At 41.7% G+C, this 16,841-nt stretch carries 14 protein-coding genes and 2 tRNA genes; 11 read left to right on the top strand and 5 right to left on the bottom strand.

Going from position 1 to position 16,841, the window contains the following annotated elements:
• Positions 1 to 270: 270 nt before the first annotated feature.
• From MSKOL_RS11040 to MSKOL_RS11015, 7 genes are all read left to right on the top strand, one after another.
• On the top strand, positions 271 to 2,751 hold the full coding sequence (locus MSKOL_RS11040; RefSeq protein ID WP_048156178.1) for a DUF5814 domain-containing protein: 2,481 nt from the start codon (positions 271 to 273) through the stop codon (positions 2,749 to 2,751).
• Positions 2,752 to 2,931: 180 nt separating this feature from the next.
• On the top strand, positions 2,932 to 3,333 hold the full coding sequence (locus tag MSKOL_RS11035; RefSeq protein ID WP_048120920.1) for a DUF3467 domain-containing protein: 402 nt from the start codon (positions 2,932 to 2,934) through the stop codon (positions 3,331 to 3,333).
• Positions 3,296 to 3,526 (top strand): hypothetical protein, encoded by a 231-nt coding sequence (locus MSKOL_RS20195; RefSeq protein ID WP_156151054.1) that lies wholly within the window; start codon positions 3,296 to 3,298, stop codon positions 3,524 to 3,526. The genes MSKOL_RS11035 and MSKOL_RS20195 overlap by 38 nt, the downstream gene beginning before the upstream one ends.
• A gap of 304 nt (positions 3,527 to 3,830) precedes the next feature.
• The gene (locus MSKOL_RS11030; RefSeq protein WP_048107204.1) at positions 3,831 to 4,055 is read left to right on the top strand and encodes an LSM domain-containing protein; all 225 of its coding nucleotides are present in this window, start codon (positions 3,831 to 3,833) and stop codon (positions 4,053 to 4,055) included.
• Between the two features lie 32 nt (positions 4,056 to 4,087).
• On the top strand, positions 4,088 to 4,504 hold the full coding sequence (locus MSKOL_RS11025; protein ID WP_048120916.1) for an AsnC family transcriptional regulator: 417 nt from the start codon (positions 4,088 to 4,090) through the stop codon (positions 4,502 to 4,504).
• Positions 4,505 to 4,704: 200 nt separating this feature from the next.
• A tRNA-Glu gene (locus MSKOL_RS11020) sits at positions 4,705 to 4,782 on the top strand.
• A gap of 277 nt (positions 4,783 to 5,059) precedes the next feature.
• Positions 5,060 to 5,137 (top strand) — tRNA-Glu (locus tag MSKOL_RS11015).
• Positions 5,138 to 5,378: 241 nt separating this feature from the next.
• On the opposite strand, the gene MSKOL_RS11010 is transcribed toward MSKOL_RS11015, so the two are convergent.
• Positions 5,379 to 6,302, bottom strand: coding sequence for a hypothetical protein (locus MSKOL_RS11010; protein ID WP_231592197.1), 924 nt, complete (start codon positions 6,300 to 6,302; stop codon positions 5,379 to 5,381).
• Between the two features lie 589 nt (positions 6,303 to 6,891).
• On the opposite strand from MSKOL_RS11010, the gene MSKOL_RS20755 reads away from it, so the two are divergent.
• Genes MSKOL_RS20755 through MSKOL_RS10995 form a run of 3 tightly spaced genes read left to right on the top strand, consistent with a single transcriptional unit; the run spans position 6,892 to position 9,724 of the window.
• Entirely contained in the window at positions 6,892 to 7,416 is a 525-nt protein-coding gene (locus MSKOL_RS20755; protein ID WP_048120912.1) for a tryptophan transporter, read from the top strand.
• Entirely contained in the window at positions 7,413 to 8,945 is a 1,533-nt protein-coding gene (locus tag MSKOL_RS11000) for an ABC transporter ATP-binding protein (protein WP_048156176.1), read from the top strand. Before MSKOL_RS20755 ends, MSKOL_RS11000 begins: the two co-directional genes overlap by 4 nt.
• A complete protein-coding gene (locus MSKOL_RS10995; protein ID WP_048120907.1) occupies positions 8,942 to 9,724 on the top strand; it encodes an energy-coupling factor transporter transmembrane protein EcfT in 783 nt (260 codons plus the stop codon). The genes MSKOL_RS11000 and MSKOL_RS10995 overlap by 4 nt, the downstream gene beginning before the upstream one ends.
• Positions 9,725 to 11,389: 1,665 nt before the next feature.
• On the opposite strand, the gene MSKOL_RS10990 is transcribed toward MSKOL_RS10995, so the two are convergent.
• From MSKOL_RS10990 to MSKOL_RS10980, 3 genes are all read right to left on the bottom strand, one after another.
• Positions 11,390 to 13,042 carry an AMP-binding protein gene (locus MSKOL_RS10990; RefSeq protein WP_048156172.1) on the bottom strand — a complete coding sequence of 551 codons (1,653 nt, stop codon included), beginning with the start codon at positions 13,040 to 13,042 and terminating at the stop codon, positions 11,390 to 11,392.
• A gap of 109 nt (positions 13,043 to 13,151) precedes the next feature.
• Positions 13,152 to 13,595, bottom strand: coding sequence for a thioesterase family protein (locus tag MSKOL_RS10985; RefSeq protein WP_048156169.1), 444 nt, complete (start codon positions 13,593 to 13,595; stop codon positions 13,152 to 13,154).
• A 103-nt stretch (positions 13,596 to 13,698) separates the two neighbouring features.
• Positions 13,699 to 14,277 (bottom strand): helix-turn-helix domain-containing protein, encoded by a 579-nt coding sequence (locus MSKOL_RS10980; protein ID WP_048156165.1) that lies wholly within the window; start codon positions 14,275 to 14,277, stop codon positions 13,699 to 13,701.
• Positions 14,278 to 15,216: 939 nt separating this feature from the next.
• Here MSKOL_RS10980 and MSKOL_RS10975 point away from each other — a divergent pair.
• Complete coding sequence (locus MSKOL_RS10975) at positions 15,217 to 15,693, top strand: N-acetyltransferase (RefSeq protein WP_048156163.1); 477 nt, start codon at positions 15,217 to 15,219, stop codon at positions 15,691 to 15,693.
• Between the two features lie 13 nt (positions 15,694 to 15,706).
• Here MSKOL_RS10975 and MSKOL_RS10970 read toward each other — a convergent pair whose 3' ends face one another.
• Positions 15,707 to 16,804 carry an NADH:flavin oxidoreductase gene (locus MSKOL_RS10970; protein WP_048156160.1) on the bottom strand — a complete coding sequence of 366 codons (1,098 nt, stop codon included), beginning with the start codon at positions 16,802 to 16,804 and terminating at the stop codon, positions 15,707 to 15,709.
• Positions 16,805 to 16,841: the final 37 nt, after the last annotated feature.

Below are 16,841 nucleotides of genomic sequence, written 5' to 3'. Positions count from 1 at the left end.
ATAGTTACCTATAAAGTGAGGTTGCAAGTGAGATGGAAAAGTAGAAGTCCGAAAGGTGTGCTAAGGGAGAATATATAGTACTCCCCAAACAACGCTGAAAGTATAAACAATATTTAAATAGATTTTCACCTGTAAACGCAAATTATGCTGCCAGAAATTAAGAAGACAGCAGGATGTTGGTTTTTTCAAACTTCAAAATTTAAACTTTGAAGGGAAATTTACAGGTTTTAAGGGAATCTTACTTATACCACTTATATATCAGGATAAAAAATCATGCTCTGGGTCCTAGGTTATGCTGAAAAATCGAAGATAAGAGTCATGGCTATAAAGGACCGGATGAAACAACCGCTTTATATGGCCGAGCTCGTTATAAAAGATAGTTACAAAGGGCCTCGCCCTCTCAAAATCAGGCGCCTCACCGACAAGAAAAAAGAAGAATTCATTCCTCCTCAGCAGTTTATAGAGCTCCTGCGCAGTGCAAACCGAATAATGTTCGCAGAAGGAGGAGATCCTTCAAATGAGGCTGCTTTTCTGGAAATGCTTAAAGGTTTTCAACTTGATGCGGACAAAGTAAAAATCTGTAAACATTGCTGGATTAATAAACGTTTCAACTTTGTAAACAGTAAATCCATCAAGTACAATAATGAACTCATCTGCCTGGAATGTGCAAAAGAAGAACTATTGCGTGCAGTCCGTTCGGCTGGTGTGCAGTATGGGGAAAAATCCATAGATTTCCTGGAGCAGGTGCTTTCAAAAACCCGAGACCTTGACAGGACTATCCGGATGCTGAGCCCTGAAAGGCTTGACCCTGAATTCACACGCTATGACACTATAAGAACAAATCCTGCCAGTGCTACAGTTAGGGTAAAAAGCCTGCCTCTGCAAAAGAAATTTAAGGAAATGCTGCTCGAAAAATCCGAGACCCTGCTGCCCGTCCAGACATTATCGATAGAAGCCGGGCTTCTGGAAGGGAAAAACCAGTTTGTAGTCTCGGCAACAGCAACTGGAAAGACCCTCATAGGGGAGATGGCAGGAATCCAGAACCTCTTCAACAAAAAAGGAAAAATGCTCTACCTCGTCCCCCTGGTTGCACTTGCAAACCAGAAGTATGAACAGTTCAAAGAACGATATTCAAAACTCGGGTTCACAACCTCCATAAAGATCGGAGCAATTCTTATAAAAACTTCTCAGCGCGTGAAGATGCAGACCAGTCCGGGTGCGGATATTATTGTAGGGACCTACGAGGGTATAGACCACATGCTTCGGTCGGGAAATGCCGATTTTCTGGGCAAAATCGGAACTGTGGTAGTGGATGAAGTCCATACTCTCGAAGACCAGGAGAGGGGCCACAGGCTGGATGGGCTTATCGGAAGGTTGAGATATGTGGCACCCGAAGCTCAGTTCATCTATCTCTCTGCAACTGTTGCAAATCCCGCAGGCTATGCGAAGAAACTTGGAGCTCAGCTTGTCCGTTACGAGCACAGGCCGGTTCCTATTGACAGGCATCTTCTTTTCTGCCAGGAAAACGAAAAAGCAAAGTTGATTTCCCAGCTCGCGAAAGAAGAATATTCAGTGTTCTCTTCCAAAAAGCACAGAGGACAGACAATTGTCTTTACAAATTCCCGTCGAAACTGTCACAAGCTTGCAGGAGCTCTTTCTATTCAGGCGGCTCCCTATCATGCCGGGCTTTCACAGTACGAGAGAAAGAAAGTTGAAACTCGTTTTGCAAAAGGAGAGATTCCGGTAATTGTGACCACGGCTGCTCTTGCGGCTGGGGTTGATTTTCCGGCTTCCCAGGTGATCTTTGAATCCCTGGCAATGGGAATTGACTGGATATCAGTCCAGGATTTTCTGCAGATGAGCGGAAGGGCAGGGAGACCTGACTATCATGATAGGGGAGTTGTTGTGCTTATGCCCGTGCCTGGAAAATCATATTCAGGTTCACAGTCCGATACCGAAGAAGAGGTTGCAATTAAACTGCTCCAGGGAGAAATGATCTCAGCAGGCGTACATTACGGAGAAGCCGAACAGTTCGAGGAAGTGCTTGCATCGGTTGCAGTTACCTCCTCGGTGCAGGACCTCAGAATGATCCACAACCAGATGTTTGGAGACTATGACCTGGATAAGTTGGTTCTGCGTCTTCAGAGCTACCGTTTTGTGGAAAAAAAAGGAAACCGAATAACGCTTACGCGGTTTGGAAAAATTACTGCAGCACATTTCCTTCCGGTATCGAAAGCTTTTCTGATTCGAGATGCAGTGCTTGGAGATAATGAACCCCTGAAGATCGCAACGAACCTGGAGTTTTTTGATGCAGCATATTTCAAGTATGCAAACCAGATAGGAAGCTCCCTGCATGTGAATATGCCTTCAAGGATTTTTCAGGGAGCTACCCTTGATATAATTTTTGACGGGGAGTCTCTTTCCCAGCTTGATGCAAAACTCCAGGAACTCCTGTTAAACTTTGCTTCGGACTTTTTAACCTGTAAATGCAAAGATTCGCCTTACTGCGGATGCGCAGAACAGAAGTTTTCGGAAAAAATAATCAAGCTACGTACAGAAGCGCTTGAGCCTGCACAGATAGTAAATAAACTTGAAAATAAATACGGCATCTCAGCCTATCAGGGTGATGTTTTCGGGTACCTGGACAACGCAGTCAGGAACCTTGACGCCGTGGAACTTATAGCAAAAGTACACTCTAAAAAGGGAGTTGCAGAGGAAGCAAAAAAACTTAAAAAGAAAGTCCAGGGTTAAAAGATCAAAAACGTTTTTGCAGATAACATTGTATAATGAGTTAAAATGTTCCTGCTTGTGTGGGAATGCTTTGTTTATATTGAGAAGATTGGCCGGTTTTTTAAGGGTCGGTCATCAGTATAATGAGATATGAGATAAAAATCTTATAAGATACGTGAGAGTAAAAATTGAGGTAATTTCATGACCGAGGATGTTGAATCCAGGGAAAATATTGAAAGCGCAGCTTCTAAAAAGATTAAGAAAGGTATTACAATCGAATTTATGAAGCCTGAGAACTTCAGGCAGATATATGCTATAGGAGCTGCAGGTGGGCACAGCCCCTATGATTTCAGGATCGGTTTTTATAATGACACTCCTAAATTGTTTGGTGATTCTTCTGAATCAAGAGTAATCCAGAGGCGTGTAGAAACCGAAGTGATACTTTCTCCGGTAGCTGCACTTGAGCTTTCCCGCTGGCTTACCCAGCATATAAATGAATACGAATCCGTTTTTGGTCCCATTGCAAGAGCAATCCCGAGACCAAAAAAGGAGTCCTCTGCAAAGCTTGTTGACGAAAGTACGGACCTCCAGGGTTACATCTGACCCATTATGTTCAAGTTTTAAAGACCCCTTATCCCCAAACCCCACCAGCGTGATCACAAGCCTTTTTAAAAAAGGCTTGAACGCAACCCTTTTCAAAAAAGGCTTGACCGAAAACCCCAAGAACCGTTTGAGTCTGATAACCTTATCCCCAAACCCTATCGGCGTGATCAACCGGCGCAACGGTTGCTGGTAAACAGAAAAATTTGAACTGCAGTTTATGGAAGGAGCTATTTGATCCAGGGGGCATTTGAGAGCTCTTGGAGATCGATGGTTATATATCTCTGTAAAGGGTATGTAGTTTTCAGTTTTCTTAAAAGCCGGTGGAGTGACAATATAAAGAAATTTTTCAGTCGCTGGCATGAGGCGTCTGATACAGGCAACAAGTAAACCGCAGGTGTGGATGCGGTTCTGATGCGACTTGCTCCTCACTGGCTTGGGACGTAAAAAACATAAGTGAGTACGGGGAGAATTCAGAATAAATCAGCGAGGGTTTAAATTTGTTCCCAAATAAAAAAGTTCAGAAAATTGTTGGATCAAGAATCCAGGTAGAAATGAAAGGCGATCTTAATCTGCTCGAAGGCACTCTTAAGAGCGTGGACGACTATATGAACCTCCATCTCGTGGACACCATGGAGATCGTAAAAGGAGAAAAAGTTCGTTCCCTTGGTTCAGTAGTACTTCGCGGTAATAACATTATACTGATCACTCCTGTAGAAGAATAAAACTTCATAAGGAACTCTATTAGTGTGAAATCATGGATCTTGAAGAAGAAGCCTATAATATAATAAAAAGACATAAAGAAGGCGTTTTCCAGAACGTCATCTGGAAAGAGTTGAATATCGACAGCAGAAAATGCTCCAGAATCATAAAAAAACTTCTGGATAAAGACCTTATTATACGAGAGGTTGGAGTCTCAAACGGAGCAAGAACATACCTACTGAAAGCGAAGGAAGAGGTTAAGGAAAAATATGACCTTCTGCTTGCAGGAGAATTGTTTTCGTCCTGTACAGGCTGCACTGGCGACTGTCAACCAGAATACTGTGGGAGACTCAGCGAATGGATTGGCAACCTCGTGCAAGAAGATAAAAAATCGGAAGAGACAGATGAAATAAAAGCCGATGTCGAAGATGAGGACGAAGCTGAAGAGGACAAAGCTGAAGAAGAAATGTGAAAAAAGAATTTTTGGACTCAACAGCCAATATCATTCTTAAAGACAGTTTTCGGTCAAGCTTTTTTTAAAAAGGCTTGTGATATCGCCTAATTCAACAGCTAATAATATTTTGAAAGGTATCGGCAGCCGCTAACTATTTATAGAAAAAACCCTTATTGAAGAACCCCCTTCAATAAGGGGAAAAATAAGATACAATAAAAGCTCCGGTAGTGTAGTCCGGCCAATCATTCCGGCCTTTCGAGCCGAAGACTCGGGTTCGAATCCCGGCCGGAGCACCATATTCTTTTTTATAAGCATTGCGTGAAAGTTCACGACGTATGATCGGTTTGTCCAGATCCAAATTATACACTATTTTAAAAATATTTTGAGATTTCAGAATTTTAGAGGATCTTTTTCGAAGAGTTGCGTCTTACCTATATAACGTAACAAAAATTAATTTTAACAGTCATCACATAAAAGGTTATCTTGTTAATAGATTACACCAGAAAGGGCCATCAAGGGACAGATTTATATATTACTTAAGTCTATTGAAGGTCTCGCTGTGAGATGCAATGTGCTCCGGTAGTGTAGTCCGGCCAATCATTCCGGCCTTTCGAGCCGAAGACTCGGGTTCGAATCCCGGCCGGAGCACCATATTTAATTTCTTACATCGAATTTCTTTTCTATGGTGATTTTTCTACAGTGATTTATGATTTTCCACTAACTATTTATATTATTTTAGAATCATTTTATACTTAAATGTGGAAGAATAAATTTTTCAGGCTCTACTTCCGGCGTGTTAAGTTTCTTTATTGTTCAACTTCCCTATTTTAACTCCCTATTTTGCTTCCCTAACTCTAACTTTCCCTAACTCTAACTTTCCCCAACTGCTTCTTTAACTCTTTTTCAGGATAAAAGAATGGAATTCCTTTATTTCCCTGATTTTTTCCAGGTTCTGTTCTGCGTCAAGCAGGCCTGCCGTGTTGATGGATTCAAGCGCAGCCTTTGCGGCAAAGCAAGCTCCTTTCATGCCTCGCTCCAGAGCGAGTAACCGGATCATTTCCAGAGACCATGCGATCTGGACAAGTATATTTTTCATTCCTCCCTGAGATACTTCGGTGCCCAGGTTTTCGAGTGCCTCAATTACTGCTTTTGTGCAGGACTCGTTATTTTCTCTTACAGCGGCATTACCCAGATCTTCAAGAATGACCGAAGCTTCCAGAGTGCTGGTTTCTATTGCCTGTTTGGCCGAAGCGACTCCTATCTCCCCAAGGTAGCTTATAGCGGCAATTCCGGTCTTATTAAGGCTTTTTTCTATGGATAGCAGTGATATCTGCAGAAGGTATGCCTCAGCAAAGCTTATCAGCGTTTCCATTTTCATTCTTGAGTAGCCCTTTCCGCAAGTTCCGAGTGATTCGGCTGCACTTATGGCTGCTGCATCCAGGCCTTTTCCAGCAAACTCCAGGGCAAGGCTCCCTACAATAGATAGGGCCTTTATAGCAATCGTCTCCCTTTTTTGGCCGGCAGCCTCAAGTGATATATCTCCAAGAACACGACCTGAAACTGAGCATGCTTGCTCCATTTTCATTTCGGCAGATACCCTTGCTATGTCCCCTATAGAGATTACCAGTGCTTTTATATCCAGTTCGTTTTCAGCATCGGCATCCAGGGGAATCAACTGGAGTGCGAAGCCCTTGAGTTTGTCGACAGCTTCTACTGTTCCTTTCAAGTCCCCACTATACGCTTTTTTGAATCCTTCTTCAATAGCCCGGACTTCATCCAGCTCGTTTACATCCACCGACGATGTATCAAACCCCACAATAGTCCTTGTTAATCCTATTGTTCTTACTCCTGATTAGTTTTCCTATCGAAAGCGGCTTCCGACTTGCTCTTCAACCCTACAACCTTCAAGGTCAGGATTCGGTGAAAATGGAATATAAGTATCTTCTTCAAATTGCATGTATAAAAGTAAATTTCACATATTTATGGTAAAGTTAAAACTTAAACCAGGTTTAAAAACACGCTCAGAAGACACATTCAACTTCATAACTGTAATAAAACGGTCACATAAAAAAATTATTACATATTTTTCTGATTGGAAAATTCTCCCTTGAATTTGAAGAGGATACAGATCTAAGTATACTATAGGCTACTAAAAAGTATAACGTAGGCTACTAAAACATAAAGTTTATATATTAATGTACATTATTATGCTCTGTAGTACTAAGTTGTGGCATTGAATTATCGAGTTTAATTGAATTGTCGAGTTTAATCGAATTGTTGAGTTTAATCGAATTGTCGAGTTTAATCGAATTGTCGAGTTTAATCGAATTGTCGAGTTTATAATCACAGTAATTCAGCTTACAGGAGAATTTCCCGAAGAGGATTCACAGGATGTGTGGTTTTTTATGAAATCTCAGGATATTGCCATTGTTGGAATCTTGCTTGCAGTCGGCGCAATAGTGCGCTATTTATCCCTTGTAATTCCGGGCCCTATCGTTTCAAATCTTGTAATAGCGTTTTACTGCCTTGCTATTATCCTTGTGATGCCCACATTCACAGAAGTCATAGGTATCGGGATTGTAGCAGGCATAGTTTGCGCACTTCTCAGTCACTCAATATTTCCACCTGCAAACCTTATCAGTGAGCCTGTGGGGGCCGTTGCCTGCCTGGTCACGTACAAAAGTCTCAGGAATAAGTTTTCACTTTCTCCTGCCCCTTCAACGCTGGTAGGAACTTTGATTAGCGGATCAACATTTGTAGTCGTTGCGATGATTCTGGTCGCTCCTGCGATCCTGTCAAAGTTCGCAACCATGGGAGCTTTTGTAGCTGCTATAATCCCGATTGTGGGATTAACTGCGGTCGCCAATGCCATCATTGTGCAGATACTTTACCTGCCTGCCTCAAGGGTGCTTGCCCGGGGGAGAGCATGATAGTACTGAAAGATTTTTCATATACCTACAGAACAGCTGAAACCCCTGTCCTGAATAAAATTAACCTTGAGGTCCGACAGGGAGAACTGCTTCTGGTTACCGGGCACAGTGCAGCCGGAAAGACAACGCTTGCCCTTGCTATGGCAGGCATCCTGCACCATGAAATCGGGGGCAAGACCGAAGGAGAAATCATTTTTAAAAACCGGAACGTGAAAAGTTTTAACGGCATGAAGGAACTGAGCCGGCATATCGGGATGGTTTTTGACGATGCGGAATCACAGTTGATCTTCACAAGTGTCGAAGAGGAAATCCGTTCGGGACTTGAAAATCGAGGATATTCCAAAAAGGAATTGATGAACAGACTGGAAGAAGTAATGGAATTATGCGAAATCAGCCACCTGAAAACCCGAGCACCACATACTCTTTCTGGTGGGCAGAAGCAAAAAGCCGCACTTGCAGCAACCCTTGCCCTCGATACCGAAGTCCTTATCCTTGACGAAGCTACAGCCGAACTGGATACAAAGGCCGTAAGAAGAATCTTTTCAATACTGAAACGGCTGAAAGAAGCCGGAAAGACTATCATAATCATAGACCACAACATAGACGATTTCCTTGAAATCGGGGATCGGGTCGTGCTGCTTGAAAAGGGCAGAATAAAAGCTATAAAAAGTCCGGCTGATTTTTCAGCATCTTCTCTTACAGCATCTTCTCTTACGGAGTCTTCTCTTGCTTCTGAACAGGAAATTTCTGAAACTGATCGACAGGCCCATTATATTTCTCAGAATAAGGGAAAGGAAATACAGCCCATTATTTCTGTAAGAAATCTTACACAGCGTTACGGAGAAGTCCTGGCGCTCGACAGCATAGACCTGGAAATTTATCCCGGTGAGCTCGTTGCTGTGCTGGGTGAGAACGGTTCAGGCAAAACAACCCTTGTAAAGCATTTTAATGGTCTATTACATCCTTATTCCGGAAGTGTAATTATAAAAGACCTTGAAACTTCAAAAACTCCTGTAAACGAGCTTGTCAAACACACCGGGCTGGTTTTTCAGAACCCGGACAATATGCTTTTTGAGGATACCGTCGAAGCAGAAATTGCTTTCGGATTAAATAACATTAATATAAAAGGGCTTGAGGCTGAAAAAGCAATATCCGATTCCCTTGAACTTGTAAATCTTGGCGAAAAACTAAAGGTTTTTCCCCGCAACTTGAGCAGGGGAGAAAGGCAGAGGCTGGCGGTTGCCTGCGTAATTGCCATGAAGCCCGAACTGATTGTGCTCGATGAACCTACAACAGGCCTGGACGCCGAAGAATCGGACAATATGATGCAGCTCATGAGAAAACTTCAGCAGGAAGGGCACACAATAGTCATGGTGACCCATAACATGCAGATAGTAAAAGACCACGCTGAGAGGATTATTCGCATGGAGGCCGGAAAAATCGTTGAAGATACTCGCAGGGGAACTGCAGGTAGAGAACAGATGAACAGTGAACAGGTGAGCAGAGAGCATGGAGGCATTTGTGCATGAAGGAGATAATGCAGTACATTAACAGTGACAGCTTTTTACATAGAATGAATCCACTCTCCAAAATTACGGCTGTCGCAGGAATTATAGTTCTGAGTGTTTTTACAACGAATTCCATGTGCCTGGCCCTTATAGTACTGGGAATCTTTCTGGTGTCCATCAAAGCCCGACTCCATCATGAACTTCTCAGACAGCTCAAGCTCCTTGTTTTTCTGAGTGTAAGCCTGATTCTGCTAACGGTCTTTACCATGAAAAGCGGAGTAACCCTGGGTTTTCTTATCCCGGCAGGAACTCTTACTACCAACGGGATTTTTCCAGTCACTACCGGAGCTCTGGATTTTGGAGTGGTCCTTTCCCTCCGATTCTTTGCAATGCTCTTCGCCTTTCAGCTTCTTGTGGTCACCACAAGGCCCAGTGACCTCATGAAAGCCCTTCTGGAAATCCACATCCCTGTGGATTATGTGCTTATGTTTGTAATTGCCCTTCGCTTCATCCCGAGCCTGCAGGTCGAAGGTCAGCGTATTCATGAAGCCCAGCTTGCAAGGGGCTATAACCCAGGAAAAGGGCTTCGTGGAAAGGTAAGGAGTATAAAGCCGCTTCTTGTGCCCCTGGTGGCAAATTCTCTTGGAAGGACCCAGGTCCTCGGCCTGACGATGGATATGAGGGGATACAGGGACAGACACAGTGTGGACAACAGGCTTGCCTGGAATAAGGTGGACTTTGCGGCCGTGGGCTGTGTGGCGCTTATGGGAATCGGCGTAGTGCTTACAGGACTGATATAAATTATCCTCCAAAAATGGGGGAAGTCGAAATATCCCGTCCTTCTCAAAAATTCTCACTTTTCTTTCTGGATTCGCCGCTTTTATACAGATTCTGCCCCTTTTTTGAAAATATCCCATGTATGTGGCTTATTTGCCTGATTTTAAGACCTGGTAAGTCACAGAAAAAGTTGAAGCTTATATTTCCTGATTTCAAGATTCAGGAGGGATTTTATGCTTCGTAATATAAACCGACTCTATCAGATAAGAAGGCTATTCAACTTTTACCCCAAGAAAAAAAGGAAAAAACTCACTTGATGTATCGTGGGCTAGCTGTTTTTTCAAGTCCCATCAGCGGTTATAAGTTAAATATCGGACTTTTATTCTCATTAGAGGCATTTAATATCTTTGAACTTTCTAGAGACCAGGTTTCCGACTTTGAGGGTTGAGACTGAGTATTTGTTCTACTGTTGAATCAAAATCTGATTTGGTGCCTTTGCCAAATTTTAAAAAAACTGATCCTCTAGTCGAAATGTTTCGTTTAATTCCTGCAATGTTTCTCAGTACATCGATTTTTGGAAAAGTTAAGAATCTTAATTAAGAACTTTAGTTAAAATTTATATTTTAGTTAGGAGTTTTCTAATTGCCCTATATTGCTAATATTATTATAAAATATTTTCAAATAAAAATTATGATCACAAAATGACCAATATTTGTTAGTGCAGACACAAATAAAAGTGACTCATCAAAGGACTTAAATAGAATAGGATAGTTATTGATTGTTTGAAAGATTTGAAAAGGTGAGGGTTGGGAAATAGTAAAAACTCAAAAGCTGAACTTCAACAGGGGGAAATTGGGAGAAAAATTAAACTATTTGTACGATTTATGAAAATTAATAAATTGTGCGAAGAGTTTAGTTAAAAATAGTTTGTGCGAAGAGTTTAGTTAAAAATTATTAGTAAAAAATAGTTTAAGTTAAACTTCAAATTAAGTTAAAAGTTGGTCATTGATTGAGAGCCCTCTTTTGATGACCCCTGGGCTCTCAATCGGTGAAACCCCCTTGAAGAATACTCCCTCATATTCTTCATCTAGTTGCAAGAGAACACAGTGCAGACATTAATTGGTTGTGGTGATTGATTGAGAGCTCCTTTTGATCCCTGAGCTCTCAATCGATGAAACCCCTACAGAAAAATTCCCCATACGCTATGCACAAAGGTGCACTATTGCGCTTCTCTTACAACTACACCTTCTAATGCTGAAATCGTATATATAATAAATTACGTCAAATATTCAATTGCCTATCGTTTTTGTATTATCATACACTTTTTGATATGAGAACAAATTAAAATGCCCTTCAAAAATGTAATCAATATTTAAAATTTGATAACATCTTATTTTTTAATGGCTTTGAAATTTTAGAGCAAAAGAATCAACGGATTGAAAAAAGAATTAACGAATTGAAAAAAGAATTAACGAATTGAAAAAAGAATTAACGAGTTGAAAAAAGAATCAATGAATTAAAAAAAGAATCAACGAATTGAAAAAAGAATAACGAATTGAAATAAAATTAAAAAAGAAAATTGACCTGAATGGCCGATAAAACAACCTGTGTGGTTAATAATAACTGATTAACTTTTTATGATGTGATCTCAAAAGTTGTCAATAACTGTCAATAGCTACTGCCTTTAATCAATTGCTATCTTTCTCCTGTTTATCAAGAAGTTCTACGGCCAGTTCCCTTAACCTATACTTTTGAATCTTACCGCTTGCTGTCAATGGGAATTCGTCTACAATGAATACATGCTTTGGAACCTTATAGCGGGCGATCTTGCTTAAAGCATAATCCCTGATATCGGCTTCTGTAAGGTCTGCCCCTTTCTTGAGAATCACAAAGGCACCTACAATTTCCCCGTATTTTTTGTCGGGGATGCCAACAACCTGGACATCTGTAATTCCTGGCATGGTAAGCAGGAGTTCCTCAATCTCCCTTGGATAGATATTTTCTCCTCCCCGGATAATCATATCCTTAATCCTGCCTGTAATCCTGTAATAACCATTTTCGTCACAGGTTCCAAGGTCTCCACTATGAAGCCAGCCGCCTTCATCGATAACTTTTTTCGTTTCTTCAGGCATCTTATAGTAACCTTTCATTATATTATACCCGCGACAGCATATTTCTCCTACAGTGTTTGAAGGCACAGGCTCATTGGTATCGGGGTCAACAACCCTTACCTCTACGCCCGGGAAATGCTTACCAACAGTTTCGACCCTGAGTTCTAGAGGATCATCCACAGCAGTTTGAGTCATACCGGGAGAAGCTTCCGTAAGCCCGTAAACACTGGTAATCTGATAGCAGTGCATATCATTTACGACCTTTTTCATGGCTTCCACGGGACAGGTCGAACCTGCCATAATCCCTGTCCTGAGAGAAGATAGGTCGAACATGTCAAACATCGGATGCGTATATTCGGCAATAAACATTGTAGGCACGCCGTAAAGAGCCGTACATTTCTCTTTGTGTACCGCAGCAAGCACCAATAGAGGGTCAAAAATCTCGAGCATAACAAGCGTTGCTCTGTGAGTCAGAACCGCCATAACTCCGAGTACTATCCCAAAACAATGGAAAAGTGGCACCGGAAAACAGAGTTTGTCTACATAGGTGAACCTCTGGCGGTCTCCGATCGAAAGCCCATTATTCAGGATATTTTTATGGGTCAGCATGACTCCTTTAGGAAAACCTGTCGTACCTGATGTATACTGCATATTGACAACATCGTCACAGTCAACACTGGCCATAATCTCGCGGAGATTGTCATCGGGATAATGGCTGCCAAGAAGCAGAAGCTCACTTGTGTTATACATACCACGGTGTTTTTCCTGTCCTACGTAGATTATACTCTTAAGATAGGGAAAGTTTTTGCTTTTTAATCTCCCTCTCTCAGAGGTTTTTAGCTCAGGGACCAGTTCATTAATTATTTCTAGATAATCAACGTCTCTATAGCTATCAATCATAGCCAGGGCCTTCATGTCGGACTGTTTTAACACATATTCGACCTCATGGCTCTTGTAGGCAGTATTTACAGTAACAAGTACTGCTCCGATCTTTGACGTAGCAAACATGAAGGTAAGCCAATCAGGAACATTTTTTGCCCAGATTCCTACATGATCCCCTTTTGTTATCCCTATAGCTAACAGCCCTTTTGCAAGGTTATTAACCCTTTCATTGAACTGCCCATAAGTAAAACGAAGGTTGCGGTCAGGATAAATTATAAACTCGTGGTCAGGGTCTACAGCCACCTGTTTTTCAAAGTAATTACCGAGGGACTCTTCTATAAGATTCATTGTATTAGCCTCTCACTTGCATTATCAATTTTTTTAGAGACGTTGGTTTGCGAACAGAGAAGTCTCATGTGCTCTAAAGTTCGGTTTGCAGGCAGTCAGTTAAATAAATTCAAATTGAGCAAGGGGAATCCATGTCCGTTTCAGCATTATCCATCGCAGGAAACATATGCGTGGTCAGAATTTCGCGGATTGGATCAGGAAGGGGCATTGCTTTCTGGAGCTTGAAGTCATAATAAACCAGGACTGCCTGACCTTTCACCTTGAGCTCGCCCTCCTGCCACGCCTCATGCCCGACAGTAAATGAGCTGTTTCCTATCTTTGTAATGAAAGTTCTTATCTCCACGTCCGACCTGAAATACATCTGGTGCAGAAAATCAAACTCGGTCCTGACAAGAATCAGGTGCCATACATCAGGGCTAAGATCAAGGTCCGGTGAAAAAAGCCGGAATACTGAGTTTCTTCCAATTTCGAACCAGACCGGGAGGACAGTGTTATTCACATGCCCAAGCCCGTCTATGTCCCCAAAGCGCGGACTAACAATTGTACTGAACATTTTTGATTCCTTAACTCTAAATACTTGCGTTTAATTTCTCAAATCTGGAGTTTCCAGCCAGTTAAAAGTAAGTGCCCACTTTCTCCTCTACCTGACTGCGGCTTTACAGAGGAGCATAGATCACAGCTAGAATTTTTGCGTCCTCTTTTCCTGCTGCGTGGACATCATGCGGGATAATTGAGTCATAATAAATACTGTCTCCGGCGCTTAGCCTGTGGACGTCCTTTCCGTAGAAGATCTCGATTTCTCCGGAAAGGATATAAATGAACTCCTCTCCTTCGTGAGAAGAGGGCTGGTGACTTTCCTCGGGAGACGGATGAATATCAATGATGAAGGGCTCCATATTGCGGTCTGCTTTATCGGAGGCAAGGGAATAAAACTCAAGAGCACTTTTCCTGGGTTTCTCAGTCTTCCCCGAAAAACGGACTACATTCTCTGACAGCCCTGCCCTGACAATTACAGGTCCGCTCTGGGGCATATCGTCCAGAAAAGTACCGAGGCGGACGCCTAAAGCCCGGGCAATCTTTAAAAGAGGTGTTAAGGAAGGGACCAGGGCTCCGTTTTCTAGCTGCTGGATTAACTCCTCGCTGCTCTGACTGGCTTCAGCCAATTCTTCAACGGTCATTTCCCTGACTTCTCTAAGCTGGCGTATCTTACTACCGACACGGTTCTCTTCTGACATTCTTACTTTCCTCACAAATATTTTAAGGTAGCAGACCCGGCAAAAATATAAACCAGAGTCCTGTTAATTGCCTGGAAGGCTTATCTCTTTTGTATCCATCTATTATAAAAAAATATCTTTAATGGCTGCCCTTATTATAAAATCGCGATGATAAAGATCACGCTAAACTATTAAGTTCGGCCTGGAACTATAATAAAGGAAAAGTAAACCGGACTGATCAAAAGTAACTCTTGAAAACCAGTAATTTTTTGAATGATATCTATTTTTGCTTTATATATCCTGAATATGTTTTTGCCTTCATATATCGAATATAACATAATAGCTCTCTAATGCTATTTATATAAACAAAGATATATTATCGAGGTCCAAATATGATTTATTAAATTGTGTGAAGGTGTTATGAGAACTAATTCTGGACATCGTCATAAAACTAATGTTTAAAAGTTTTGTATCTCTGAAGCTCTAATGTGAACAAATGAAACATTGGTTGTAAGGGTAATTGAGAGTAAGAGATATTTATTTCAGTCGAATGCCCCGCTAGCTTGCTGTGGAGTGTGCCACCGCAACTTTTATTATTCAAGGCAAGTTGCTTTAATCCAGATAACTTAAAAAAAATTGTCTTAAATATTTAGAATGAAACATACGTGTGCATAGAAAGTATAAAATCCAGATTAACTATACACTGTCTGAAACAAGATGTAAAGAGTAAAACAAGATGTAAAGAGCAAAACAAGGTGTAAAGAGTAAAACAAGATGTAAAGAGCAAAACATGATATGAAGAATAACAACAAAAATTCAAGAACATTACTTAAAATAGGCAAAGACCAAAAACGAACTGTACGTAAATAGTATTTTTGAGGAGTTGAGCTTATTAATAAGGTAAACGAGCAAAAAATTAATGTTCGATTAATTAAGAAAGATGAAGAAAATATTGAGAGAATGCTTGAAATTGATTATGATGCTTTTGATGAGAATATACTTAGTAACTGGTCTTTGGTACCTTATCTAAGATATGGACACGCTTTCGGTCTCTTTGCGTGTAACTCCTTGAAAGGTTTTGCTATATTTATGAAAGAATGGGATAGTCCCAGATTTGCTTATCTATTAGAGATAGCAGTAGAGAAAGAAAGCCAGGAAAAAGGATATGGATGTTATCTCTTACTACAATCTCTAATTCACCTAAAAAAGAACGGATTATCTATTGTTTTCTTAACTGTTGATCCAAACAATTTACGAGCCCGGCATATTTATTGTGACAAATTTGGATTTAAATTTGCAGAATATCGAAAGAACGAATATGGACAAGGGCGTGACAGAATGTTTCTTCAGTTAAACCTGGAGAATTGGATTCCAGGTCTTGATGAACACTCTTCCCTGGAACCTGAGCCATTAGGTGAAGGGTTCCGGGAGGAGTAGTTCACTCCAATCTTTACTCAAACTGGAAATTGCAGCTTATGCCCTCAGGATCAAAACAAAGGTTGCATGATACGCACCTTGCTTTTTTAACCTTCCCTGATTTGAATTTCGGAACAATGTCAGGTTCACTGATAAAGGCTCTGCTCATTGAAATCAGGTCTGCAGACCCGTTTTCAAGCAGGTCATTAATAACCGAAAGCGACCTGATGCCGCCAACAAGAATAACCGGAATGTTTACTGCACTTTTTATTGCTTTAGAGCAATCCTTGAAATATGCTTCTTTTGCAGGGTTATTGATTGCAGTCCTTATAGTTACCCCCCCAGCTTCACCGATTCCTCCGCTTACCTCAATTGCACAGACTCCAGCCTTTTCCAGAAGCTTTGCAATTTCTACTGCCTGGAAAATATCAAGTCCCAGTTCAGCCTTTGAACAACAGGGATGGAAGCCATCGGTTGCATTCAGTTTGACCAGAACGGGAAAAGAATCTCCAGCCTCTTCTTTTATGCGCCTGACAATTTCCGTGACTATCCTTGACCGGTTTTCTACCGAGCCTCCCCAGCGGTCAGTCCGCCTGTTCGTATAGGGAGATATGAAATTACTTAGGAGAAAGCCATGGGCACAGTGAAGCTGTACCCCATCAAAACCCGCTTTTTTCGCCCTGACCGCCGCCTTTGTAAAAGCTTCGATTACTTCCAGGATTTCCTGTTCGGCCATTTCTCTTGGCACGACTGCCGAATGGCTGTCTTTTACTTCCGAAGGAGCCATTGGGACCGGATATTCATCCGAAACACTTGCCTGCCGCCCTCCGTGAACGATCTGGAGCGCAATTTTGCTTTTGTACCTGTGCACCCTTTCGGTTATCTTCCGATAGGGTTCGATAAAACGGTCATTATAGATGCCCTGCTGGTAGATATCACTCTGCCCGCCCGGAAGGACATAGGAATAGCCGGTTATGATCAGCCCGACCTCATTTTTTGCAAGCTCTTCATAAAGGTCTCCGAGCCGGGAAGTGGGCGTTCCGTCTTCTTCAGCCAGAAATTCGTGAGTTGCGGACCTTACAAATCGGTTCTGAAGTTCCAGGGTGCAGATAGTGATAGGGTCAAAAATCATGAGGAAAAATAGGATAAGGGAAGGTAAATAATTATCT

Source organism: Methanosarcina sp. Kolksee (assembly GCF_000969945.1).
Lineage (GTDB): Archaea > Halobacteriota > Methanosarcinia > Methanosarcinales > Methanosarcinaceae > Methanosarcina > Methanosarcina vacuolata.
The sequence above is the reverse complement of the archived record's forward strand: the minus strand, read 5'-3'. Positions and strand labels throughout refer to the sequence as shown.